The organism is Gracilimonas sediminicola, assembly GCF_024320785.1.
GTDB lineage: Bacteria > Bacteroidota > Rhodothermia > Balneolales > Balneolaceae > Gracilimonas > Gracilimonas sediminicola.
In genome coordinates this window covers 580,980-606,889 of record NZ_JANDBC010000003.1, presented here as the reverse complement: position 1 = coordinate 606,889, position 25,910 = coordinate 580,980, and the positions used below count along the sequence as shown (strand labels likewise).

The following is a 25,910-nucleotide window of genomic DNA, read 5'->3' as shown; positions in this document are numbered from 1 at the left end:
AAGAACATCATGAAGAAAAGTTTATTCTTAGCACTAATTATCGGGGTAGCATCTACTTCGTTGTTTGCACAGTCAAGGCACTATAACTCTCAGTCACTTGCAATGGGAAGCGGAGGTACGGCCTATGTGGATGGCTTTCACTCCAACTTCATTAACCCGGCTAACCTTATGCTGGATATTCACCGCCCAAAAACTCAAATTGGGTTGATGAATTTCGGTGTAAAGGCAGGCGGAAGCCTGGCTAACGTTGCGGTATATAACAAGTACCTGACTACCGGTAAGCTTATTGCCGGAGAAACAAGAACCAATATGCTCAATGAGTGGTTTGGTTCCAGTTCATCCAATGAGCGCGAGCTTTCGGCTACCTTCAGTATGTCGCCACTTGGAGTATCTTATCGTGGCACGAATCAGGCATTCAGTGTAGCTTCACGGGTTCGTATTACCGAAGACTTTTCCATTAACAAAGGAATGGCCGAGCTGATGGCATACGGTCTGGATTCGAATAAATTCTCGACACCTACTCCGGTTAATTTCAGTTCTAACACGGTAGCTTTTGCTGAAATTTCAGTGGGTTATGCCCGAGAGCTGGACTTCATCAACATTCCGGACTTGTTCTTTGCCAAAGACATCAAGTTGTACGTGGGTGCTGCTCCTAAATATCTATATGGAGTTTACACAGCCGATCTTGATTTCAACTCTACTCTGCAGATTGATGATGGATCCAATGGTTCTAACTTCACCATTAACCACGAATTCAATTACAGTTTGCAAACTATTGGAGAGCTTTCCCGACAGCTTCAGGCTTATGAAACAGCTTATAACCAGGATAACAACGCCAAGTTTGATGACTACGTAGAGTTTGGGGATGCAACCGACGACCTTAGCTCACCTCAAGCCACTGGATTTGGCCTTGATTTGGGTGGTACTCTGGAAATGGATATTTCGTCTGTTCCAATTCCACTTTTCATCAGAAAGAAAAAAACCCTTCGTATATCTATGTCTATTACCGATTTGGGTAAATTGACGTACGATCAGGATGCTTCCAGCATTTATGCCGATGGGGACTTCAGCTATCAGGGTGCGGGTGATGATGATGAGTTCTCTGATTTCTTCGACAATCTTTCCGATAGTTTGCAGAATGATGTGTACGGACAGTTTAACTCAGAGCAAACGGCCGGTATTACTTACAACCTGCCTTCAATGTATAACTTCGGAGCCTCTCTGGAGATGGGTAAACTGTTACTTGCTCTCGATTACGGAATCGGGTTCAACAAAAACGGCCTGAACTCAGACCGAAGCGTGCTTAGCCTCGGTGCCCAATACCGATTGTTAGGATTTATTCCGATTCGGGTAGGTACAAGGGTAGGTGGGTATTCATCCGCAGCTTATTCAGCAGGAATTGGGTTAGATTTCAACTTCCTGGAGTTTACCGTTGGTGCATCGAATGTGGGCAATTCCGAGAACTTCGGTTCCTCTGCCGGTGTAGCCTGGAGTGGACTCCTGCTCCGATTCTAATCAGTCAAAGCATTATTAATACTTAGAAAGCTCGTTGTAGATGCCGAATTAATCGGGAACTATGACGAGCTTTTCTATTTAGTGAGAGTTCGAGATAAAGAATACTTCCTAACCCTGCCGGGGTTAAACCCAATTGCTAAGGTTATGATTGATGCCGTAACCCTGGAAGGGTTTTTAGGCGAGGCTCAAATATTAATCTCACTCAGATTAAAGATATAGGATTCAGAGCCTGTTTACTGAAACCTCTTTAGGGATTGCAGCGCCATGCAGAATATACTCGGTAAGAGCATTTCCAAGATAGACGCTGTATAACAATCCTTTTGATCCCAGTCCGGCAAACACATACATATTTTCTATGTCGGGATGAGCACCCACAATCGGTTTTTTATTGGGGGTTGAAGCCCGGACACCGGCCCACTGATCGACCAGCTTTGCGTTTTCAAACAGGGAAGGGTAAACACCTCCAAGCCGGTTGGTAAGATACTCCAGCCCTTCAATGTCCGGTTCCACATTCTCAAAGTGATGTTCATACGTACTTCCGGCCACAAAGCGCCGATCAGAGATAGAAGCAATGTAACCAAGGGCAGAAATCGAGTAATCAAACTTGCGCGCCTGGGTTGACTCAAAAACAGCAACCTGTCCTTTAATGGCATGCAGGGGGAGAAAATCCCAATATTTGGATTCTTTGGTTTGATGTCCGGCCGTAAAGATTACCGAATTGGCTTCGAGTGTTTTTCCATCTTTAAATGAAAGCTCAAAATGGTCGCCACGTTGATCAAGGGTATAATCTGCATTCGTGATAATGTGCAGCCCTTTGTCAGACAGATAACCGGCTTTCGATTTGAGATAAGTGGGAACGTTTACCGTGAGTCCATGCGGAAGCCACATTCCACCTTCAACACAATTCAGTTCAGGATTTATAGAACCTACTTCATTCTTATCCAGCCAATGACACCAGTCTTCCGGCCAGTCGTTCTTCTCGAAATTATCATACATCCGTTCAGCCATTTCTTCGTCCTGGGCCGGACGTAAAATGCCTGTCTTATCGAATAGACGAACCGGAGTTTGCTCCTGAATTTCCTTCAAATCCTCATAGATGGCCCGATGGCAATCTTCAGCTCTCCAGCTCTTGGTACCCCAACGACCTGTAGCGGGATTCACTAACCCAAGTGGAGTTCCTGATGCTCCTGAAGCAACTTCACCGGTATCAATCAGGCAAACAGAAGCCCCGTTATCTATTAAATGCTTTGAAACGGACAAACCGGCTAAACCGGCTCCGAGTACACAAAAATCAAACGATTTACTCACAATACTATATACATTTTTTTGAATGCGTTAGAACTACACCGGCATCTTTCATTTCCTGCATGGCAGCATCCACCGATCCATCAATATCGATACCTCGAATGGCATCTTCAACCAGGTGTACATCATAACCAAGTTTCAGTCCATCCAGAACCGTCCATTTTACACAGAAGTCGGTGGCTAACCCAACCACGAACAATTCACTCACTCCGCGCTCTTGCAGATAGCCGTGTAAGCCGGTAACGGTTTCATTGTCATTTTCAAAAAAGGCAGAGTAGGAATCGATGTGTTTTCGGAATCCTTTACGGACTATGAGCTGAGAGGGGTTAGTTTTTAATTCGGGATGAAAATCAGCTCCTTTGGTTCCCTGCACACAATGATCAGGCCAAAGCACCTGCTCCCCGTAATCCATTTCAATGGTTTCGTAGGGCTCTTTTCCATCATGGTTGGAAGCAAAGGAGAGATGGTCCTGAGGATGCCAATCCTGTGTTTGAACGATGCAATCGAATCCGGTGGCCAGTTTGTTAACCGGCTCAATGATTTCATCGCCGCCGGGTACGGCCAGTGCTCCGCCCGGACAAAAATCGTTCTGAATATCAACAATCACTAAAGCTCTCATTGTACTAACCTTTTTGGACTAATTGATCTTTTAAGTCTCGAAGTTTCTTACTCACACCCACTTTGTACACATGGGGATTATCAAAGCGTTTATGCTCCTGATTTAGTTTCGTTAAGCGTTCTCGGGCGTATGCGGCACTTTGTTTTGGGGTTGTCGGGATGATGGTAACCCGCCCCTGATCCACTATTTTACTCAGCAAAGTTTCTGATTTCAACTCAGCTACCTTAGAAGATTTATGAGTTACGTGGGGATGATAAACTACGTCCTGTTCACCTTCATCTTCAAGTAAAACCCCATCACAATAAAAACTGCCATCTTCATTGAGATATCGAACAATCTTTTTGGTATCAGGCAGGGTTATTTTCTCAATGTTTTCCGAGATCTTAAGTGTTGGGTTTCCATTGATGGAGCTCAGTTTATACACGCCGTCCAGGGCAGGATCGTCATAAGCGGTTACCAGTTTTGTACCCACTCCAAACAAGTCGATTGGGGCATTTTGGTTTTGCAGACTTTTAATCACATACTCATCCAGCTGGTTGGAAGCGGCTATTTTCACGTAGTCTAAACCGGCATTGTCCAGCATGTTTCGGCTTTGGCGGGCAAGATAAGCCAGATCACCACTGTCCAGCCGAATAGCAATGAGTTTATGACCCTTTTCCTCCAGTTCTTTTGCAACTTTAATGGCGTTAGGAACCCCGCTTTTCAGGGTGTCGTAGGTATCAACCAGCAGGATGGAGGCATCAGGATAATGCCGGGCATAGGTTCTGAAAGCTGTGATTTCATCCCCGAATGATTGCACCCAGGAGTGAGCCATGGTTCCGCTCACGTCAATGTCATACATCTTACCGGACAATACATTGGAAGATCCACCTATGCCGCCAATAACCGAAGCTTTGGAAGCCTGCAAGCCACCCAATCCCTGTGATCTTCTTAGTCCAAAATCCAAAACGGATTTATCGCCGGCTGCCAGTTTAATACGGGAAGCTTTAGTGGCAATCAAAGACTCAAAATTGAGCGTGTTCAGTATCACGGTTTCAAGTATCTGTGTTTCCAGAATGTTTCCCTCAACACGAAGTACCGGTTCATTGGCAAAGATGACCTCACCTTCCTTCACTGAATAAATATCCCCCTGAAACTGAAAATCTTTTAAATAGCTCAGGAACTCACTCTTAAAACCCTGCTCTTTCAGGTAGGCTAATTCATCCTCATGAAAGGTGAAATTTTCGATGATTTCCAAAAGGTCAGATAGTCCGGCAAAAATCACATAGCCGCCTTTGAAGGGGAGGCTTCGGAAGAAATAATCGAAATTAGCGGGTTGCTGATGACGACCGGATAGGAAGTATCCCTGAGCCATCGTGAGTTCATAGAAGTCGGTGTACAGCGTTGGTTTTTGTAAGAGCATGTCTTTGTGAAAATAAAAAGGCCTTCTGCACAACAGAAAGCCTTAAAAATTGAAAACGTTCGATCTTAACCGCGAAGCTTCCGGCGTTCGATGAGTTTCTTAATCTTTTTATTGCCAATCCATACTTTACGATTGGTTTCTACATCAATCAGCTCCAGGTTGACGGAATAAAAAATAGCTGCATCTTTACCACTCAGTGATTCATCTACAATAGAACTGATGTTACCAATCAGCATAAAATCAGCACCTAATTCCTGAGCGAGAGCCTTGGTAGATTCATAGGAGGCAAAGCTTTGCTGCTCCTGTCGCTCCTGTCGAATCTGTTGGCGTTCTTCCTGGCTGGCTACCACTTGAACCCTGCCGCTGTTTACAAAAGCACGCTCCATTTCTTTGGTTATCACATCGGTGTCGATGTGTTCCATGGTTTCGTTGCGGACATTACCTACGATGGTTACCGGAGGATCACTGTGATTTTGGTTGAAATTAGACAACCAGGGCATGGAAACAGCATCACTGATCATTTCTTCAGCTACCAGCCGGGCGTCGGTATCATTCCAGCGTCCGGAGAGGTCGGTTTGGGTGTCGGCAGCTACACGACTTACCTGCTGCGATGGACCGCATCCGGTTACAATGAGCGTACACATAAAAAGGGATAAAGCGAGATATTTCATAATGGTCGGTGTTAGTTGATTTGCAAAAGTTCGTTATTTAGGAAGGTATTAAAATCTTTTTCGATTTTTGAGCGCGCAGTAAAATCAGCTCGTTTGAGGGCATCGGCATAGGAGGGAGCACCATCGCGGCCTTCGGTCATGTAGGTTTTAAAAGACCGGTTTGTCTGAAGATCGTTGACTTCAATTACGAGTTCCCATTTCACAAACTCGGCGTCATCACGGTTTAAGTCGGCTTTCTGGGTCAGGTAGTTTACATTCACGGCAAGGATGGCGTTATCGGTGCTTTCGGCAATAGTAAACCCGGCATTTTGCAGTACGCTGGCTACCGCTGCTTTTACGGTAGAAGTGGCATTATCCGAGGCCAACTTCACAATGGCCTTTTGTTGAGCCGTTCTGAATTTTTCTTGGAGCCTGACCAGCGTTTCCGTTGCTTCACCACCGGTTCCCGCTCCGCCCCGGATTACATTCAGCTGACGGGTTAGGATTTCGTTGGCAGTTGCCAATGACTGAGCTTTTTTCAGAAGCACTAATTTTTGAAGGATGTTGTTTTCGCCGTCCGCATTTTGTTCCAGCTCATTTATCTTAATCCGGTTGTTTGAAATTTCCTGGTTGTAGATGCGGGATGATTCCGCACGGTCCATGCCGGCCAGGGCATGGTAGGTGCCGAATTTATCCACTTCGGAGGTCAGGATGGTTGTGTTCATCAATTCCTGGTTTGTCCCGATTTTGATGTTATTCAAGAGTTGGGAGGTACTCTCCGAATAGAGCTGATTATTGATGTTCCGATCTATAAACTCAGAGTTAAGCTGCTCGGTGGCATCGATATCCATCTGAAATATCTGAGAAAGGCTGGCAAAGGCATCGCCCCGGGCTTCGTTTAATGTGCTTCCGCTTCCCACAGCCATCAGGTATTTCTGTTCGTTAAATTCACTTGACGGATTATTCACCCAGTTGGGAATGCCGTTGCTTCCCGAAGAAGCACTTTTACTTGATCCACATCCCCACAAAAGAAGGGAGGACACAACTGTAAGCAGGATTAAGGTCTTGTTCATGATAATCAGTTATAGATTCGGTATTAATTCCAGTAAATGGATTCAACCAGTTTCAAAGTTTCGTTTTCCCGTACGGTAATAGTGCGGGGCTGAGCGTGAATTAGTTGCCCTGAATGTCCGAAGTACTGTACTTCCACGGTATGTTCCCCCGGCGGGAGATTCATGACGGTGGCGTAGGCTTTGCCGGGCATGGTCTGCCAGCTTCTTAAATCGGCTTTTTCAGTGGTTTCCTGAGCAATTTTACCCAAAATATTCACAATACTACCGAGCGTTTCGTCTTCTTTCTTGGCTTCCTTCTTCATTTTGGCTGCCGCGGCGGCTTTCAGGAAGGTTCGCACAAAGGTTCGGGCATAGATGATGGGTTCTTTCACCTTATATACTTCCTTGGCAACCTGATCCATTTCTTCTATCAAGTCGAGCTGAATTGGGTTCCCATTCTCAAACTTCACTTTAACGGCACTTACCTGAGAGTTGAATGTTTTAAGACTCGGGAGTGAAAACTTGAGGTAAGTATCCGATTCGTCCAGGTAAAGCCGGATGTCGTTCTGTTCTTTGATTGGAGCTCTGCCGGCAAAGGCTTGCACCAGCACATTGTATCGTTCGGGCTCAGTGATTTGGCGCAGCTTACTCTCATCAGGCTTGTTACCATACACAGAAGGCTGCTCTCTGTAAGCCTTCAGCAGGTTTTCGTATTCGATGCGGGCATCATCGGGCTTATTGGTTTTTGCATACAGGATTGTGGAAAGGTAGCGCCCAAGGGCACTATTCTGGATGTTTGTATCACCGGTTTTCCATTTATCATCATCGGTGCTGGTGGTATCCGCTTTGGATAACGACTCCACCAGTCCGTTATACTTTTGATCCAGACGTTCGAGCTTGTAGGTCACACGGCGGACTTCAACCAGGGCACTTTCCAGTTCATCCTGGTGGATATAGTTGAGGCATTTGAAGATGTTAAGGTAGATGTCCTCATAATCTTCTCCATCATAGGCCAGGGTATTATCATTTACCACAAAGGATTTTACCGCCCGGCTTACACTTTTTGAAAAAAGGACATCCATTTCGTTTTCAGCCTGGGTGAAATGGTAACTGCTTTGTTCATAGTTGCTGGCAAAATGGTTTACCAATCCGTGTTCGAGGTGAAGAAGTACCTTTTCCTTATTTTGGTAAACCTCCTCCTTTTCGAGCTTTTCGATGAGCTGAGCCGTTGTAGCATAGTCTCCGGAGGCAAAGGATGTACGCAGCTCATTCTGGGCTGTATCCAGCTGGTAAGCAGCACAGCCACCCATCAAAAAAATTAAAGCAATGAACCCCGTTAACCGTTTCATAAGCTAAAAACTTATACTATTTGCTTTGCTTGTCAACCAATAGATTTACCGATATATAATAAAGAATAGATATGGAATTTTTAAGCTCTTTCCCAATCAATTCTGAGACGGAGCTTAGAATAAAGTTTTGCAACAGAGCGGCAGAACAAGAGTCAACCGGTTTCCCATAAATTCATTAAAGTTCTCATTCGACAGGGAGCGCAAAATGCCTATATTTGGGCTTTAACAAATAGATATACATCCTGTTGAAGACCCGACAAAAGCTTCTTTTTTTCTTATTTGGATTGATCATTGCCGGAATAGCAGCCTGTGCCACTCCCATAGCCCCAACGGGCGGACCGGCAGATAAAGACGGCCCTAAAGTCGAATTTACCTCCCCGGAAACTGGAACCACCAATTTTACCGGGCGAACCTTTGTATTTCAGTTTGATGAGTTTATTGGTCGTTCTTCCGTGCGGGGAGCCATCACTGTGGAGCCGGATCTTGGTATCGAGTACGACGTTTCATGGCGAAGAAAAACGATGACCATAGAGTTTGAAGAACGCTTTCCGGATTCCACCACCGTCATTATTAAACTCGGCACCGACCTGTCCGATACCCGGAATAATAAAATGGAGCGCCCGGTTACCCTTGCCATCTCAACCGGAAATGAAATTGATGAGGGGAAAATCATGGGTCGAATCCGAATTGCTGACGATGGAACAGGAGCGGGAGACCGAAGAGTGTTGTTATACCGGCAGCCATTCGATTTAAGTAATAAAGCCAGTTACGAAGCCCAAACAGATACTGGTGGCGTATTCCGGTTTTCCTATCTCGCTGACGGACGGTATAAAGCTTTGCTTGTGGATGATCGCAATCGCAATAAGACATGGGATAGAGGTAGTGAGTCAGCCTATCCGTTCTTTGATGAATTTATAACCCTGGAAGAAGAAGGCAGTGATACGCTCGATGTAATTTATGCAACCCAGGTGGATTCTGTTGCACCGTCACTGCAAGGAGTGGGATTATTCTCGACTAACCGCATGCGGTTACGCTTTAGTGAAAACATTCGCATTGAAGAAGATGCAGAGTTAATAGTTCAGGATTCGGCCGGCGAAAACTATACTTCGGCTTACCCCCTTTATATTCCTGAAAAAGAGCCTTTCGTGGCTTTTGCCCAAAGCGAACGGCCTTTACTGGAAAATGCTGAATACACGCTTCGGCTATCCGGTTTTACAGATGGTGCGGGTAATCCACTTGAAACGGAAGAGATGTCGTTTACGGGAACCGCCCAGGAAGACACTACGAGTCAGCGTATCATTACTGCTAACGGGACCAATGGATTACTTCAGGATGAAGTCTTTAAAGTGACTTATGCCGCTCCGATAACAGAGCCGGAGATAACAGACTCAATGGTGGTTATAGAGGGACAGGTGGATTTTGATGACTGGCCCGAGGTTCAAACTAACCGAAACGAATTATGGGTGGCACCGCAGGGGGAGTGGATTGAAGGGGTTGATTACCAATTCCTGGTTTGGAATCCTAAAACCCTCAGAAGAAAACTGTTTGAACCGGAAGTATGGGATTCTACCGAATACGGGGATATTGAAATCAACCTCCAAAATGTAGATTCAACCGATATTCATTACGTACAACTGTTATCACCGGGAGGAGAGGAACGGGTGTTTACCTCATTTGGTCAGTCAACCGTACTTACGGGTTTGCCCCCGCTTTCATATACCCTTATCCTGTTCAAAGACGAGAATGGCAATGAAAGGTGGGATCGTGGCACGGTGATTCCCTTTAATACCCCCGAGCACTATTATGTACAACGGAATTTAAAAGTTCAGGAAGGATTTACTTCCGAAGTAAATATCACATTCGATTAAAGCCATGAAAGAACTGCTTTCAACTTACATTGATGAAATCTGGCACCTGCCCATCCTGATTGGTATGATTATACTCATTACCATTGTGATAGCAGGGATCACATCGAGGGTTTTGAACGCCATTATCAAACGAAATCGTGAAGCGGAAGACAATGATGATGTCACCAGCCTGGTATTTTTCAAGCGCTCAATCATCGTGTTGATTTACCTGGCCGGCATCAGTTTTGCCATTTATATGATTCCACAGCTTCGGGTTATTGCAGCTTCCCTGCTGGCCGGTGCAGGTTTACTCGCTGTAGCTGTAGGTTTTGCCTCCCAGGCTGCTCTTTCCAATGTTATCAGCGGTTTATTCATCGTTCTCTTCAAGCCCTACAAAATTTCTGACCGGATTGAAGTAAGAACCGATTTAACCGGAGTTGTTGAGGATATAAATCTCCGCCACACCGTAATCCGTAATTTTGAAAATAAACGCATTATTATTCCCAATTCCGTGATCAGCAATGAGGTGGTCATCAATTCAAACTACGAGGATAATAAAATCTGTAAGTGGATTGATATGGGCATCAGTTATGATTCCGACATCGATCTCGCTAAAAAGATCATGGAAGAAGAAGTCCTCAAACATCCACATTTTGTAGATGTGCGGACAGAAGAGCAAATTGAAGCCGGTGATGATATCGTACCGGTTAGGGTTGTAATGATGGGTGAATCGTCGGTGAACTTAAGAGCCTGGAGCTGGGCAAGTAACCCACCGGATGCATTTGTAATGGGGTGTGACCTGCTTGAAAGCATTAAAAAACGATTTGACGCCGAAGGAATTGAAATACCATTCCCTTATCGAACGTTGGTTTATAAAAACAATCCTCCAAAAAGCATTGAAGGTGGCGAAAACGCCAGATCCTGAGCAAGATATAATATTCCGTTAAGGTATTTAATACTTCCTGTTCAAATCCATATCTTATGGGACCGCTTCCACTATCAAGAAAAAAGATTATGTCGGTAAAAACGAAAACATCACCAGCTAAGAAAGCTGCAGCAAAATCAGATAAGAATAACCACGTGCAAGAGCCGTACCAGGCTGAGCATAAAATTCGTTTTGTGACGGCTGCCAGTTTGTTTGACGGCCATGATGCCAGTATCAATATCATGCGCAGAATTTTGCAAAGCAGCGGGGCTGAAGTCATTCACCTCGGGCACAATCGCTCAGTGCATGAAATTGTGAATTGTGCTATTCAGGAAGATGCCCAGGGTATTGCCATCAGCTCGTACCAGGGCGGACATGTAGAGTACTTCAAGTATATGATTGAACTGCTTGAAGAGCACGGAGCCGGACACATCAAAGTATTTGGCGGTGGCGGCGGAGTTATTGTTGGGGATGAAATCGAAGAACTTCATGAAGCCGGCGTAACCCGCATTTTTTCTGTTGAAGATGGCAGTAAAATGGGGCTGCAGGGTATGATCAACTTTATGCTGGAGGAATGTGATTTCGATCCCATTTCTGTTGCCAGGCCCGACTTCAAGAAACTCAAAAAACATGATACGATTGCCCTTTCCCGTTCGCTCACGGCTATTGAGAATGAACACGAAGATATTTTAGCGCTGAAAGACGGTAAGCTCCTGGATGGGAAAGGCAAGGACATTGAATTATCCGATAAAACCATTCCTCTGGTTGGAATTACAGGAACCGGTGGAGCCGGTAAAAGTTCCCTCACCGATGAACTGGTCCGGCGATTTTTAACTGAGTTTGAAGACCTGACCATCGGGATCATTTCCGTAGATCCTTCCAAAGTGAAAACAGGCGGGGCCTTACTGGGCGACCGCATCCGCATGAATAGCATCGACACCGACCGGGTATTTATGCGCAGTATGGCTACCCGGGCATCCAATCGGTCTACCAGTAAAGGACTGCTTGGAGCCATTGAATTGTACAAAGCAGCCGGATTTGACCTGATTATAGTGGAAACCTCCGGAATCGGGCAGAGCGGCACCGAGATTGTGGATATCACCGAAATCCCGATGTATGTAATGACGAGTGAGTACGGGGCAGCTACACAGCTTGAGAAGATTAACATGCTTGATCTCGCTGAATTGGTGGTGCTTAATAAGTTTGAGAAGAAAGGATCGTTGGATGCTCTGCGGGATGTACGCAAGCAAATGATTCGAAACACGGGCTCATGGCATGCCAAGCAGGAAGATATGCCGGTTTACCCAACTATAGCTGCACAGTTCAATGATGAAGGCGTGAACCGTTTGTTTAAGGCCTTGGTGGATAAGATCAACGGCCATTATGAAATTGGCTGGGAAACCAAGATTTATATGAATCCCAAGCCGGCTGAGGATATTCAGGCGCAGGCCATCATTCCCGGAAAAAGGGTTCGGTATTTATCCGAAATTTCAGAAACTGTACGGGATTACCACGAATGGGTGGAAGAGCAGGTGGATGCCGCTTCCAAACTGGATCAGGTTTCAGGAACCATGGATCAGCTGGAAAGCTGGAATCCGGATGAGAAGCAGGTGATGCAGGATAATCTGGCTAAAATGCGTGAACACTGGCTTACTAAGCTGGATGTGCTGCCTAAGAAAATACTGGAGGGCTGGAATGAATTATTTGAGCAATACCAGCAAGAACACTTTGAGGTTCAAATCCGTGACAAGACCTTCAAGAATAAATTATATCGTGAATCGCTGAGCGGATTACAGATTCCGCGAGTGGCTCTTCCCAAAACAAAGAACAAAGGGGAGCAGCTGAAGTTTGCCCTGAAAGAAAATCTGCCGGGATATTTCCCATATACCGCCGGTGTATTCCCATTTAAGAGGGAGAGTGAAGACCCAACCCGGATGTTTGCGGGAGAAGGAACCCCGGAGCGAACCAACAAGCGTTTTCACTACGTGAGTGAGGGCATGCCGGCTGCCCGACTTTCCACGGCTTTTGATTCGGTAACACTGTATGGTGAAGACCCCGGTTATCGGCCGGATATTTACGGTAAAATCGGTAACTCCGGTGTCAGTATTTGTACCGTGGATGATATGAAGAAGCTGTATTCCGGCTTTGAACTGACTTCCCCAAAAACATCGGTATCGATGACCATAAACGGTCCGGCGCCTATGATTCTGGCGATGTTTATGAATACCGCCATTGACCAGGAAGTAGAACGCTATCTGAAAGAAAACGGCAAGTGGGAAGAAGCGAAGAAGAAAATCAAAGCTTACTTCAAAGAGCGGGGAGTGGAACAACCGCAATACAGCAATGAAATTCCGGAAGGTAATGATGAATTTGGTTTGGCTACCCTTGGTATTTCAGGAGATCATTTATTACCGGAAAGCACCTATAACGAGATTAAGGAAAACACCCTGAGCGTGGTTCGCGGAACGGTTCAGGCTGACATTCTGAAGGAAGACCAGGCACAAAATACCTGTATATTTTCCACTGAATTCGCCCTGAAGATGATGGGGGACATTCAAACCTATTTCACCGAGCATAATGTCCGTAATTACTACTCGGTTTCAATTTCCGGCTATCACATTGCCGAGGCCGGAGCGAACCCAATCACGCAGGCAGCTTTTACGCTGGCCAATGGTTTTACCTTTGTGGAATATTACCTGGCACGCGGACTGGATGTGGATGATTTTGCCCATAACCTGTCGTTCTTTTTCAGTAACGGACTTGACCCTGAATATGCGGTTATCGGTCGTGTGGCGCGACGTATATGGGCCGTAGCCATGAAGAATAAATACGAAGCCAACGACCGTTCACAGAAGCTGAAGTATCACATCCAAACCAGTGGTCGCTCTCTGCACGCCCAGGAGATTCAGTTTAATGATATCCGAACCACACTTCAGGCATTATTGGCGATATACGATAATTGTAACTCATTGCACACCAATGCTTATGACGAGGCCATTACCACTCCAACTGAGGAGTCTGTACGCCGTGCTTTGGCTATCCAGATGATCATTAATAAAGAGCTGGGAACGGCTAAGAATGAGAACATTAACCAGGGATCGTATTTCATTGATGAGCTGACCGATCTGGTTGAAGAAGCCATTCTTACCGAGTTTGATCGCATCACTGAACGTGGTGGTGTACTCGGCGCTATGGAAAATATGTATCAGCGGGGCAAGATTCAGGATGAATCCCTCTATTACGAATCCAAAAAACACTCCGGAGAGCTTCCGATTATTGGTGTGAATACCTTCCAGAAAGAAGGCGAAGGAGAAGAAGGCGATAAAGAAATCGACCTCATCCGTTCTACCGAAGAAGAGAAGCGCCAGCAGATTGAAAACCTCGAGCAGTTCTGGAAGCGAAACGAAAAAGACGCCGATATAGCCATCGAGCGACTCAAAGAAGTAGCCCGAAATAACGGCAACCTCTTCGAAGAACTCATGGAAACGGTTAAAGTAGCTTCGCTGGGACAGATTTCACATGCCTTATATGAAGTAGGCGGGCAGTATCGCAGAAACATGTGATTTAGTTTTTTAGGTATTCGTTAATCGGAATTTGGGTCATTATAGCGCTATTTGATTTGCGAGTGATCGATTAGCGATTTGCGATGGACAATCGGGTTACCCAAAATGTCAAACTCAGGTACCGTTCTATATACTATCTCAGATCTATTCCGGTAAACAAGCGAAGTCCTTCAGGGCTTCGCGTTACATAGCTACTATAAAACGGATTTGTTTGTGTCCGATCATCAATGGCTATTCAACCTGAATTAACTATATTCTCCCCATGAAAAATATAGCCGGACTATTTCTACTCCTCATTGTATTCCAGTCATTCGCAGCCGCCCAAATTCCAAAAGAAGGAACCTGGAAAGGAACCATTATTTATAGCAACGCGGAGATTCCATTTCAGTTTGAGGTAGAATACCCTAAGGATTCTGAATCACCGGTACTTACTTTTATTAACGGAGAAGACCGGGCTTCGCTGGAAGCCACTGTTCGAAACGACAGCCTGATTATTCCCATGTTTGGGTTCGACATCACCCTGAAAATGAAACAGGGTTCTGATAGCATGGAAGGTCGGCTTTTCAAGCATTATCGCAATCAAAGCTACTCGTTCAGGGCTGAATATGGTTTGCCCCGGTATGAAATGGCAGAAGAGGAAAACCCCATAGTAGTTGGTAATCGATGGGATATGACCGTGAATATGGGCAGAAGCAGTGAATACCCTGCTGTCGGGTTATTTGAGCAGAACGGAAACCGGGTTACCGGAACCATTATGACTGAAGTAAGCGACTATCGTTTTTTTGAGGGAAAGGTGGAAGGCAATAGCATCGAAATGTCAACATTTGACGGGGTGCATTCTTTCCTGTTGAGAGGAACATACAACGAAAGTGAAGAAAGGTGGAGCGGCGAACTGGTTCTGGATAACGGCTATTCACGTCCCTGGATAGCAACCCGGGATGATTCTGCTGAGCTGCCCGATCCATTTGAAATGGTTGATTTAACCGGAAAGAATATCAGGCCTGATTTGGAAAGGCTCGCTGTATTGGCCGAGCAGAAGATCAATCCGGAAGAGTATAAAGGTAAAGTGCTTATCGTTCAGCTGATGGGAACCTGGTGTTCTAACAGCCAGGACCAAACCCGTTATTTGGCTGAATGGGTAGGGGAAAATCCCGGTAAAGAAGTGGAAATATTGGCAGTAAATTTTGAAGCCAATTATTCTCCGGAATATGGATTGGGCCGTATTCAAACCTACAAAAACCGTCTTGATGTACCATATAAAATGATTCTCGGCGGCCGGCTATCTAAATCAAAAGCAGCTGAGGCCTTTTCTTTTATGGATGAGATTGTCGCTTTCCCAACATTGGTGTTTATAGATAAGGATGGCTACGCCCGTTACGTTCATAGCTATTTCACCGGACCGGCGACCGGCAGCTATTATGAGGAATTTGATCAAAGATTTAACGCGATTGTTGAAGAACTGTCTCGTTAGTAATTTGTTAATCGTTATCCGAAAATAGGTTCATCGCAGCTTTGTTTGATTTTCGAGTGATCGATTGGCGATTTTCGATGGGCGATCGGGTTACCCAAAATGTAAAACTTAGTCAGCATTCTATCTATTACCACTCATCTATTCCGGTAAACAAGCGAAGTCCTTCAGGGCTTCTCAAAGAAATAGGTCTTCCCTGTACAATCTTAGCTCCGCAATTCATACATTCGGGATATGGCACCCCAAAAAGACAAACATAGCAATCGTATCAAGAATCATCTGCACAATAATGATGCAGAACAGGAGCCGGAAATAGATTTTGACGGTGGAGGAGAAGACCCTAAGGAGGATGGGGGTTTCCTGGATTACGTCCGGCCGGAATTCAACGAGGAAAAGAAGGGTACTCTGAAACGGGATGCTATTGTTTTAGGGGTATTTCTGGTCATTTTCTTTATCTGGTTTAATGACTGGCGGCCGCTCGATGCACTGGGAATCGGAGGAAACAGCGGACAGGTGACGGAAGTGGTTCAGAATCCGGCAGGTCTTTCGGGTGGAATACTGGAGTACATCGATGACGTTAACGAACTTGATTTTGGTGAAACGCCTGACCGTAATCAGGTCATGGCGCTGTATCAAAATGAGGTGCCTGTGGAGTACATGCGCGAGCTGGAGCGTGCCGATTTCCTGGAGGAATTAGACTACACCGCTTTGATTGGTTTACATGCCAACGGAGTACCGGCCGATTATATCCGAAATTTAGAACGGATTGATTACCTGGATGAGCTGGATTACACTGGCGTAATCGGGTTGCATTCAAACGGTGTTTCAGAAGAATACCTTCGCGGATTGAACCGTCTTGATTTGTTAGATGAGCTTGACCTTTCAGGTGTGGTGGGCTTATATGCTAACGATGTACCAATGGATTACATGCAAACTCTAAACAGATATGATTACCTGGAAGAATTGGATTATTCAGGGATTATAGCCCTTCATGCAAACGGAGTTACCGAAGATTTCATCCGCGAACTTGGCCGCAGGGATATGCTGGAAAGCATGAGCCCCTCAGAAGTTGTAGCCCTTTTTCAAAACAATTAATTGATAGTTATTGATTTATAGGATTTTATGAATACCAAAACTCTTTGCTCTGTTAGTCTTGTCATTTCAATTTTCCTTTTTAACCAATCATGTAAAACAGCGGGGGACAATGGTAATAAACATTCAGATTTGTGGCTTACAACCGCTGATCAAACCGCACTCCTTGAAGAAATTGAAGACAGAGTTACCGAAGCCAAAGCTGACCCAGAACTGCCAACAATAGAAATTACTTCAAACAACATCTATCAAACTATTGATGGCTTTGGGTATTCGCTTACCGGCGGGAGTGCCCTTCATATTAGTAACATGAGTGCTTCAGCTCGTCAGGAATTACTGCAAGAGCTTTTCGGACGTGATGAAGGGAGTATCGGAGTAAGCTACCTGCGTGTGAGTATTGGTTCTTCCGATTTAGACCCACATACATTCTCTTATAATGATTTACAGGCCGGAGAGACAGACGAGGATATGTCGGAATTCAGCCTTGACCCAGATCGTGAGTATTTGATTCCGGTATTAAAAGAGATTCTGGCCATTAATCCTGAACTCAAAATTATGGGTTCGCCCTGGTCGGCTCCTACCTGGGTGAAATCAAACAACAACACCGTGGGTGGAAGTTTACTGCCCCGATATTATGATGCTTACGCACTCTATTTTGTGAAATATATACAAGGAATGGCAGAGGAGGGGATTACCATCGATGCTATTACTGTTCAAAATGAGCCACTTCATGATGGAAATAACCCCAGTATGCATATGTCGGCCAATGAACAAGCCGATTTCGTGAAGAATCACCTGGGGCCTGCTTTTGAAGATGCGGGAATTGAAACCAAGATCATTATTTATGATCACAATGCCGACAGACCCGAATACCCCATTTCAATTTTAAATGATCCGGACGCAAAAAAATACATAGATGGTTCGGCTTTTCATTTATACGCGGGAGATATTTCTGCTCTTAGCCAGGTTCATAACGCCCATCCCGATAAGAATCTTTATTTTACGGAGCAATGGGTTGGAGCTCCGGGAAACTTTGCGCAAGATTTAGCCTGGCATACCAGAAACCTGATTATCGGAGCTACAAGGAATTGGAGCCGGAATGTGCTGGAATGGAACCTGGCCGCTGATCAAAATCAGGATCCGCACACCAATGGCGGTTGCACTCAATGCCTCGGTGCGTTGACCATAATCGGGAATGAAATTACCAGAAATCCTGCCTATTACATTATCGCTCATGCCTCAAAGTTTGTTCTACCCGGGGCTCAAAGAATAGAATCCAATGTTCCCGAAGATTTACCCAATGTGGCTTTTATTAATGAAGACGGTCAGATCGTTATTATTATTCTCAATGACTCGGACTCTTTAAAAGAGTTCCTGATCTCGGTAGATGGGGAGATAAAAAGGCTGACATTATTTGAAGGTGCGGTAGGAACGGTTATCTGGTAGAAAGTAATTTGAATTCATAATTCGATACGCATTCTTTCTGTTTTGATGAGGAAATAACAGAACGCAATTATTATGACCGTTACTTAGTTTCTGTTACATGATTTAGTAAGTATGAAAAAAATTGTTTTTTGGGCTTTCACCATTCTGTTTCCGGTATTTCTTTTTCTATTACTGGAATTGGGTTTACGATTGGGAGGCTATAACGAAGATGCACAAGAACTTTTTGTAGAGGTGGCAATTCAGCCTGAGTATGTGGTTGTCAATCCTGCTTTTGTATCCAGGTACTTTCCAGCATTTACACCCGATGTAGCAAAAAACCCTTTTTTGAAGGAGAAGGACAATCAAACCTTTCGGGTTTTTGTACTTGGAGGTTCCTCAACCCAAGGGTTTCCTTACAATTTTTACAGTAGCTTTTCTTCGCAGCTGCAACAGAGGTTACAGATGGAAACCGTCGGTCTTGGTGTTGAGGTAATTAATCTTGGGATGACCGCTGTAAACAGTTTTGTTTTATGGGATTTAAGCAAACGGTTACTCGATTACGACCCTGATGCAATACTTATCTATGCAGGTCATAACGAATATTACGGATCGTTTGGAGTTGGCAGTACTCAATTTGGTTTTGGGAAAGGAGTAGGTTTGAAACGCTTGATTTTGAACCTCAAAAACTGGCGCCTATATCAGCTAATTGAAGATACTCTTCGTCCGGATGGGGACGGTAATGCAAACAATCGAACCCTGATGGCGAGAGTCGTAAAAGAGTCCGGAATACCGGTAAATAGTGAGTTATACCAAGCGGGGGTCAGGCAATTTGAGGAAAATTTATCGGATATCCTGGAATTATTTAGCGACCAATCGATACCTGTTTTTGTAGGTACTGTGACATCAAATCTGAAAGATCAGCCACCTCTGGGAAATGGTGAAGCAGCCCTCAGTAAATACAGCGAAGGAAACGACTATTTTGATTCCGGATCCATTGACTCTGCACGGGTAGCGTATCTGAAAGCCAAGGAATATGATGATATACGCTTCAGGGCACCTGGGAAAATGAATGATGTGATTAGAAAAGCCACAAAAGAGTACAAGGCCTACCTGGTTGATGTGAATTTGGCGTCTGCTAAAGCTTCGGAGAGCAGCATACAGGACAGCAGTTTCTTTACTGATCATTTGCACCCCGATTGGGAAGCCCACCAGTTGATCGCAGACCTGTATTTTGAGTCACTCAGGGAAAATATGGACCGAATTAGTGAAGCATACACTGTGAATCCATTATACGACAATACCTCAATATCTGAGTTTGAAAAAATTTATGCGAATGTTCAGATCAAGCGACTGAAGGCGGGATATCCATTTAAAAAAGGGTTAACAGGGCAACAGGAATTTGCTCAATTTCAGAATGAGTACAACAATTATCTTAGCCGCTCCTATATAGATTCTATTGCGGCTTCGTCCTGGAGAATGCAACGCGATATTCCGTTGGCACTCACGGATGTCATAAACTATGAGAATAACCAAACAGATACTATTTCAGTATTACAACACTACCGGGATTTTGTGCATTGGCAATTATTCAATACTGATTTGCTTAAAAAGAGTGTAAACTATGCAATCAATGATCGAGAATATGATTCATATTCAGTAAGTATCCTTCACACCATTCTAAGCATTGAGCGTGAAGACCCATTTTTTGCAAACACTCTTGCAGCCCTTTACTTACTTCATGAAGATTTAGAAAGAAGTGAATTCTGGTTGCAAAAAGTTAAAGAACGGGATGAAGATTCGATTTTGCTTTGGTATAGCTATGCCAGGCTTTATGCCCTGAAAGGAGATACAACCAACGCAAAAAAAGCATTTGAAAAGTACATTCGTTTACGAAATGAGCAATAGGTTGAAACACATGACTCGGTATTCATCAAAAAAATGAGAAAAGGAGGGTCTCCAATTTTGCTGATTACACTTTACCGGGTTGTAATTCTTTGAATAGGACCATTCTGAACATTTTACTCATCATATGAAAAATAAAATCTACTGGATTATAACACTGCTTTTTCCGCTTTTTTTGCTGGGTTTTATAGAAATTGCCCTGATAATTGGAGGGTATAATGAGGAAGCACAAGACCTTTTTATTGAGGTTCCTTCTCAGCCGGATTATTTGATTACAAATTCCTCTTTTGTGCCCCGCTATTTTCCATCTTTCAAACCACAAGTAGCGGTATCACCATTCTTAAAGAAGAAGAAAGCAAATACCTTCAGGATTTTTGTTTTAGGTGGATCATCCACGCAAGGCTACCCTTATAATTTCTACTATAGCTTTGCTGAACAATTAGAACAAAAGCTGCTGTTGGAAACAGACGGGCTAAATATAGAGGTTGTTAACCTTGGCATGACTGCCGTAAACAGTTACGTGATTTGGGATATTTCAAATAGGCTGATGGATTATCAACCCGATGCAATTATCGTTTATGCCGGCCATAATGAATACTATGGGTCATTTGGGGCAGGAACTACTCAATTTGGGTTAATTAATAGTATCAGAGTAAAAAGGATGGTTCTGAGCCTCAAGAACCTGAGGCTGTATCAGCTTTTAGAGAATCTATTTCGTCCCAAGGATAATGAAAAGAATAAGCAGAGAACGATGATGGCTTCCGTCATCAGAGAATCCAAAATTGAACTTGGCGGTGAAATCTATTCATCCGGAATAAAACAATTCAAAAGAAACATCGGAGATGTGGCAGAGCTTTTCAAAAGCAATGGAGTTCCCATATTACTGGGAACGGTTGCTTCCAACTTAAAGGATCAGCCGCCGTTATCAGATAAAAATGAAGCCCTGAAAGCATATGCTGAAGGGGAGAAGCATTTCGAAACCGGTGATAAAAATGCAGCAATAACATTGTTTGATGAAGCAAAAGAGCTGGATGAGATCAGGTTCAGGGCACCTAACGAGATTAATGAGCTAATAAATGATTTTGCTAAAGACCCAAATGTACATCTGGTGGATGTTGAAAGAATGATAAGAAGCAACTCCACCAGCGGGATTGAGGATGAGTCGATGTTTGTTGATCATTTACATCCCAACTTCATGGGGCATAAACTTATGGCCGATCTTTTCTTTGAGCACCTTCTTGAATTAGAAAGGATCAAAAGAGCCTATTCTCCCAATGTATTTGATACGCCAGAGGATATCAGTCAATTTGAAAAGGCCTATGCGGAAATCACTGTATCCAGGCTTATGAGTGGGTATCCTTTTCAAAAGGGCCTTTCTGAAACTGAAGAATTGGAAAAGTTCAATGAGGTCTATAAGGACTTAATGAGATCATCTTATGTTGATTCGATCGCAGCGGTAACTAAGGTTAATCAAAAATCAGTACCCGATGCGCTAAAGAAAATTGTAGATCAGCAGATGAAGGCGGATAATGCCCGGGAAGTGATGCCTCATTATTATGAGATGCTTAAGTGGCAGCTCAATTCTGTTGATTTGATAGAGAGGGGTATCGAATATGCTATTAATAATCCTCAGGCTAATGCATATCTGGTGAATATAATCGAACAGGTGCTAAATGAGGGAGCATATGACCCAAGATATATGAATGTACTTTCATCCATTTACACGGATAACAAAGCATACGACAAAGCCAAATACTGGCTGGATGAAAGCTTGCGGTTAGGATCCAATGAACCGGTTTTATACTATAATCTGACCCGGTATTACCTCTTTAAAGAAGACACAGCTGAGGCCACCCGGTATCACCAAAAATTTTTACAGTCAAGAAGATAAGTCTTTCGACACCCTTCAGGATTTGAAAAGACACATAGTTACCCAATTACAATCAAGAGGACTCTCTAACGGTCAGAGTCACCGGTACCACACTTAGAATTCCGCTGTGTTCATGGGGCGGGGTTATCTTATCATTTAGAAGCTTGAACGCTTTTTTCCCAAGAATGTCATAATCGGTATGAACCGAGGTTATTCCCGGATGAACATATTCGCAGGCCGGCAGGTCATCAAATCCTGCTACAGCTACATCTCCGGGGATATTAACTCCATTTCTGGTAGCCTGCTCAAGAAATCCCAGGCACATATAGTCGTTACTGGTAAAAATAGCCCGGGGTTTCTTATCCAACTTAGCATATGACTGATACGCGCGTTTACCGAACCCAAAAGTGTAATCACCCTCAACTTGCCACACCAGTGTAGCATCTTCTTTTTGATTAATAAAATCAGTGAACCCGTTTTTTCGAAAAATAGCCTCATTCTTAGTATGAGGTCCCGTTATGATTCCCATGTCTTTATAGCCGCGATCATAAAAATGTTTTGCTACCAGGTGGCCACCTCGGTATGAGTCAAAAGTCATGGTATCTATAACCGGATTAAAGGCCGGTGCCAAGGAAACCAGTGGAAAGCTCTCGGGTACATTCTCAATTATTTCTTTATAGTCACTTTCCTGCAGGGTAGGGATGAATAGTATAGCAGCATCAATAAAATTATGGCTTAGGCTGTTAATCAGGGAGTGAAGGTTTTCATCTTCGGGAGTATAAATGTGGTAAGACATGTTAATATTTTCTGCTTTAGCTGCATTATTGATTCCATAAAAGAAAGCAGAATAGAATTCGTCAGGATAAAAAGAGCTAATCAGAGCAACCTGAAGTGTTGATTTATACTCGTACTGCTGATTTAGCAGCCGGGAGTTTATGGGATAATTAAGTCTTTGAGCAACATGGATTGTTTGTTCCACATTGTCCTTACTGCTATTCGAATCACCACGTAAGATTCTTGATACCGTTGAAATTGATAGCCCGGTTTGTTCCGCGATATCCTTTAAAGTCGGCTTCATAATTCACCCCAGAATTAATAATCTGTAATTGATAGAAAGTTATTCACTGTCATGAAAAATATTTTCATAAGAATCGTAAATTATAAGCAATTATGAAAGGGCTTTTTTAAGAAAAAATGATTTTGTAGCCGATATTATTGAATAAAAGGGCTTCATAACATCTTCATATGTTATTTGTAGGTTGAAAAGGACGTGAATTATCATGCTTGTGATAAAAAATCCCATAAATGAGAAAAAATTATTGTATTTCTGAAAGGGATTCGATAAAATTCATGTGGCATTCATTCACTCTGTGGGAGCGCTTCGAAGGTTCGATACTCTCGTTATAGAATCATGTCCATTCAATTATTAATTATAAAAACAAGAATTATGAAAAAGGCTACGATTAAGAATACTTCGTCACTGTTTTTCCTGATGTTCCTGTCTATAGGGTTTATGACAAACTCTTTTGCACAGTACACATTTAGTGGTGATGAGGTAATTAATGATGGTGACTTTGCTGGTGATAGTATTTCAGCAGTATGGTCAACATATGAAGCTGACTTTGCTGCTGCATCAGCAGATTTTGATGCCAGTACAGGAGAGTTAGCGGTAACGAATATTGCAGCGGATGGTTCGCAGCCATGGCACATTCAGTTTAATCAGATATTAACTCCTGAGCAGATTGCAGCATTAAAGGCAGGTGCTACTTACGAATTATCATTTGATGCCAGAACTGAATCCGGCGCATCCAGAGGACTCAATGTCTATTTTGGTCAAAATGGAGGGGCTTTTGCCAATTACGCATCTCCGGTAACGTTAGACGATCAAATGACCACTTTTTCCCAGGAATTTGAGGTAGCTCAGGTATTTGATACATCCGATTCCGGTATGAAATTAGGATTTGAGATGGGGCTTGCTACAGAGGCAGTTTACCTGGACAATATCAGCCTGAAGAGAATGTCTAACAACATTCTGAAAGATGGTGAAATGGTTGTAGGTGATACCTTAAGCGGAAACTGGGTAACCGAAGGATCGGCTACTTTCAGTGCAGATAATGGAGCATTTAAAATATCAGACATACCTGAAGGAATTGATAGTTATGCTGTTCAGATCAGGCAAGAATTGGATGAGGAGCAAATAGATTCAATATATGCTGGTCCTTATGAGATGTCTTTTGACGCTAAAGCAAGTACCGAAGCCAAAACAATTCAGGTTTTCTTTGGTAATAACGGAACCGATGGCGATTGGACTAACTTTGCTCCCAGAGTAGACTTAACCAACGAAATGACTAATTATGTACTGAATGTTGATGCAACTCAAAACTGGGCAAACATGAAGGTTGGTTTTGAAGTAGCCTTTGATACCGCTTCAGTATGGTTCGATAATGTAATCCTTAAAAGAGTTACAGAAATTGCACCTCCTGCACCAACGCTTACGCTTTCAGAAGCCGATGGTATTGTGACTATTTCGGTGGGTGAAGTTGAAGGTGCTGCCACCTATGATGTATTCTTTGCGGATTCTGCCTTTACTGAAATGGAAGGCGGATCATTCATTGGTACTATTGACCCGGACAGTGGGTTGACATTAGAGCATACAACGGTTGCTCCACATCCAAGCGTAGCGTATGATTTTACAGCTCACTATGGTGTTGTGGCAAAAACGGAGAAAGGAACTGCCGGTGAGTTGGCAGCCGGTTCTATAGAAACCGGCATGACTTCAGCTGAAAGTTATGCCTTAGAATTAAGTCAGGATGCAGTAAACGCTGTAGTAACAGCTTTCAGTAATGAAGAGATTCCTGAGGCTTCAACTCTGGCATCATTCTTCCCGGAAAATTACGTTCCATTTACAATCGATAACGAAAGTGGAGTTCCTGTAATAGGATCAAGTGTTCCATCAGAAGATCTTTCCAGTAAATTCTGGATAGGTTTTGAAACTCAAAACAATCAGATGATTATATATGCAGAAGTGATGGATGATTCTGTAGTATATGCTACTGAAGCAGATGGTTCAGGTGGAGCCTGGAACTATGATTCATGGGAGATGGGTATCGGAAACTATACTCCTGAGTCTTTCATTGCAGGCCCACAACGCTCTTCTGGTATGGGTGGTGCAGAACCTGATTGGCAGTTGAGAGGCGGAGGCCTTGTAGATGCTGCCGGAGATGGTAGCGTGAGAGGGTTTATTCACGCCTATGGCTATACAGCTGAACGTATCGATGGCGAAGTGCCGAATTCTCAGACACTCATAGAAGCTACAGCAACAGGATACAGAACACTTACTGTACTCAGCACTGTGAACATGGCTACCGGAGATGATGTAGCTTTTGATTTCCCTTCTGGCACAGATGTAGATCTATATCCATTCCAAATTGCTATGAATGACAATGACGCAGCAGCTCGTGACATTCAAGTTGCGTGGGGTTCTAACGCAGTTAATGGCGACTGGTGGCAAAATCCATGGCAGTGGCAGGTAGTAGCTTTTGTTGGAGCAGATGCCGTAATAACTTCAAATGAAGAATTAGGTTCTGATAATCCAATGAAGTTTAGTTTGGATCAAAACTATCCAAACCCATTCAACCCTACTACTAACATTAGCTTTACGTTGCCAGCAGCTTCTAAAGTAACGCTTGAAGTATTTAACGTACTGGGACAAAAAGTTGCGACTCTGCTTAATAATGAGGCGCTTACTGCAGGTACCCATAACCAGACATTCGATGCCACTAACCTGTCATCAGGTATGTACTTTTATCGAATTAATGCCGGAACATCATTTACTTCAGCTAAGAAAATGATGCTTATCAAATAATGATAATCTGATTAATTCATCAATATATCATAGGGCATAGCTTTAAAAGGCTATGCCCTTA

General features: G+C 43.7%; 17 protein-coding genes. 10 read left to right on the top strand and 7 right to left on the bottom strand.

What is annotated here, in order from left to right; genetic code table 11:
• Positions 1-9: 9 nt before the first annotated feature.
• Entirely contained in the window at positions 10-1,515 is a 1,506-nt protein-coding gene (locus NM125_RS15545) for a DUF5723 family protein (protein WP_255135899.1), read from the top strand.
• A 222-nt stretch (positions 1,516-1,737) separates the two neighbouring features.
• Here NM125_RS15545 and NM125_RS15540 read toward each other — a convergent pair whose 3' ends face one another.
• The 6 genes from NM125_RS15540 to NM125_RS15515 all read right to left on the bottom strand — a co-directional run bounded on the left by NM125_RS15540 (position 1,738) and on the right by NM125_RS15515 (position 7,892).
• Positions 1,738-2,823, bottom strand: coding sequence for an NAD(P)/FAD-dependent oxidoreductase (locus NM125_RS15540; protein WP_255135898.1), 1,086 nt, complete (start codon positions 2,821-2,823; stop codon positions 1,738-1,740).
• Between the two features lie 4 nt (positions 2,824-2,827).
• Positions 2,828-3,439 carry a bifunctional nicotinamidase/pyrazinamidase gene (gene pncA, locus NM125_RS15535; protein WP_255135897.1) on the bottom strand — a complete coding sequence of 204 codons (612 nt, stop codon included), beginning with the start codon at positions 3,437-3,439 and terminating at the stop codon, positions 2,828-2,830.
• 4 nt (positions 3,440-3,443) lie between these two features.
• A complete protein-coding gene (locus NM125_RS15530; RefSeq protein WP_255135896.1) occupies positions 3,444-4,841 on the bottom strand; it encodes a nicotinate phosphoribosyltransferase in 1,398 nt (465 codons plus the stop codon).
• 65 nt (positions 4,842-4,906) lie between these two features.
• On the bottom strand, positions 4,907-5,512 hold the full coding sequence (lpoB, locus tag NM125_RS15525) for a penicillin-binding protein activator LpoB (protein ID WP_255135895.1): 606 nt from the start codon (positions 5,510-5,512) through the stop codon (positions 4,907-4,909).
• An 11-nt stretch (positions 5,513-5,523) separates the two neighbouring features.
• A complete protein-coding gene (locus NM125_RS15520) occupies positions 5,524-6,564 on the bottom strand; it encodes an LPP20 family lipoprotein (protein ID WP_255135894.1) in 1,041 nt (346 codons plus the stop codon).
• 23 nt (positions 6,565-6,587) lie between these two features.
• Positions 6,588-7,892 carry a COG3014 family protein gene (locus NM125_RS15515; RefSeq protein WP_255135893.1) on the bottom strand — a complete coding sequence of 435 codons (1,305 nt, stop codon included), beginning with the start codon at positions 7,890-7,892 and terminating at the stop codon, positions 6,588-6,590.
• Positions 7,893-8,137: 245 nt separating this feature from the next.
• Here NM125_RS15515 and NM125_RS15510 point away from each other — a divergent pair, with 245 nt between their 5' ends.
• The 8 genes from NM125_RS15510 (at position 8,138) to NM125_RS15475 (ending at position 22,005) form a co-directional block, all read left to right on the top strand.
• On the top strand, positions 8,138-9,760 hold the full coding sequence (locus NM125_RS15510; RefSeq protein WP_255135892.1) for an Ig-like domain-containing domain: 1,623 nt from the start codon (positions 8,138-8,140) through the stop codon (positions 9,758-9,760).
• A 4-nt stretch (positions 9,761-9,764) separates the two neighbouring features.
• Positions 9,765-10,664, top strand: coding sequence for a mechanosensitive ion channel family protein (locus NM125_RS15505; protein WP_255135891.1), 900 nt, complete (start codon positions 9,765-9,767; stop codon positions 10,662-10,664).
• A gap of 89 nt (positions 10,665-10,753) precedes the next feature.
• Complete coding sequence (locus tag NM125_RS15500; protein WP_255135890.1) at positions 10,754-14,227, top strand: methylmalonyl-CoA mutase family protein; 3,474 nt, start codon at positions 10,754-10,756, stop codon at positions 14,225-14,227.
• Positions 14,228-14,489: 262 nt separating this feature from the next.
• Positions 14,490-15,698: a TlpA family protein disulfide reductase gene (locus NM125_RS15495; protein ID WP_255135889.1), complete on the top strand. Its 1,209-nt coding sequence runs from the start codon at positions 14,490-14,492 to the stop codon at positions 15,696-15,698.
• Between the two features lie 231 nt (positions 15,699-15,929).
• Entirely contained in the window at positions 15,930-16,790 is an 861-nt protein-coding gene (locus NM125_RS15490; RefSeq protein ID WP_255135888.1) for a hypothetical protein, read from the top strand.
• 27 nt (positions 16,791-16,817) lie between these two features.
• A complete protein-coding gene (locus NM125_RS15485) occupies positions 16,818-18,233 on the top strand; it encodes a glycoside hydrolase family 30 protein (protein WP_349294202.1) in 1,416 nt (471 codons plus the stop codon).
• Between the two features lie 111 nt (positions 18,234-18,344).
• A complete protein-coding gene (locus NM125_RS15480) occupies positions 18,345-20,117 on the top strand; it encodes an SGNH/GDSL hydrolase family protein (RefSeq protein WP_255135886.1) in 1,773 nt (590 codons plus the stop codon).
• Positions 20,118-20,241: 124 nt separating this feature from the next.
• The gene (locus NM125_RS15475; RefSeq protein WP_255135885.1) at positions 20,242-22,005 is read left to right on the top strand and encodes an SGNH/GDSL hydrolase family protein; all 1,764 of its coding nucleotides are present in this window, start codon (positions 20,242-20,244) and stop codon (positions 22,003-22,005) included.
• Between the two features lie 52 nt (positions 22,006-22,057).
• Here the strand turns inward: NM125_RS15475 and NM125_RS15470 are convergent, their stop codons facing one another.
• Positions 22,058-23,062, bottom strand: a complete 1,005-nt coding sequence (locus NM125_RS15470; protein ID WP_255135884.1) for a LacI family DNA-binding transcriptional regulator — start codon at positions 23,060-23,062, stop codon at positions 22,058-22,060.
• A gap of 369 nt (positions 23,063-23,431) precedes the next feature.
• On the opposite strand from NM125_RS15470, the gene NM125_RS15465 reads away from it, so the two are divergent.
• Positions 23,432-25,849, top strand: coding sequence for a T9SS type A sorting domain-containing protein (locus NM125_RS15465; protein WP_255135883.1), 2,418 nt, complete (start codon positions 23,432-23,434; stop codon positions 25,847-25,849).
• Positions 25,850-25,910 lie beyond the last annotated feature (61 nt).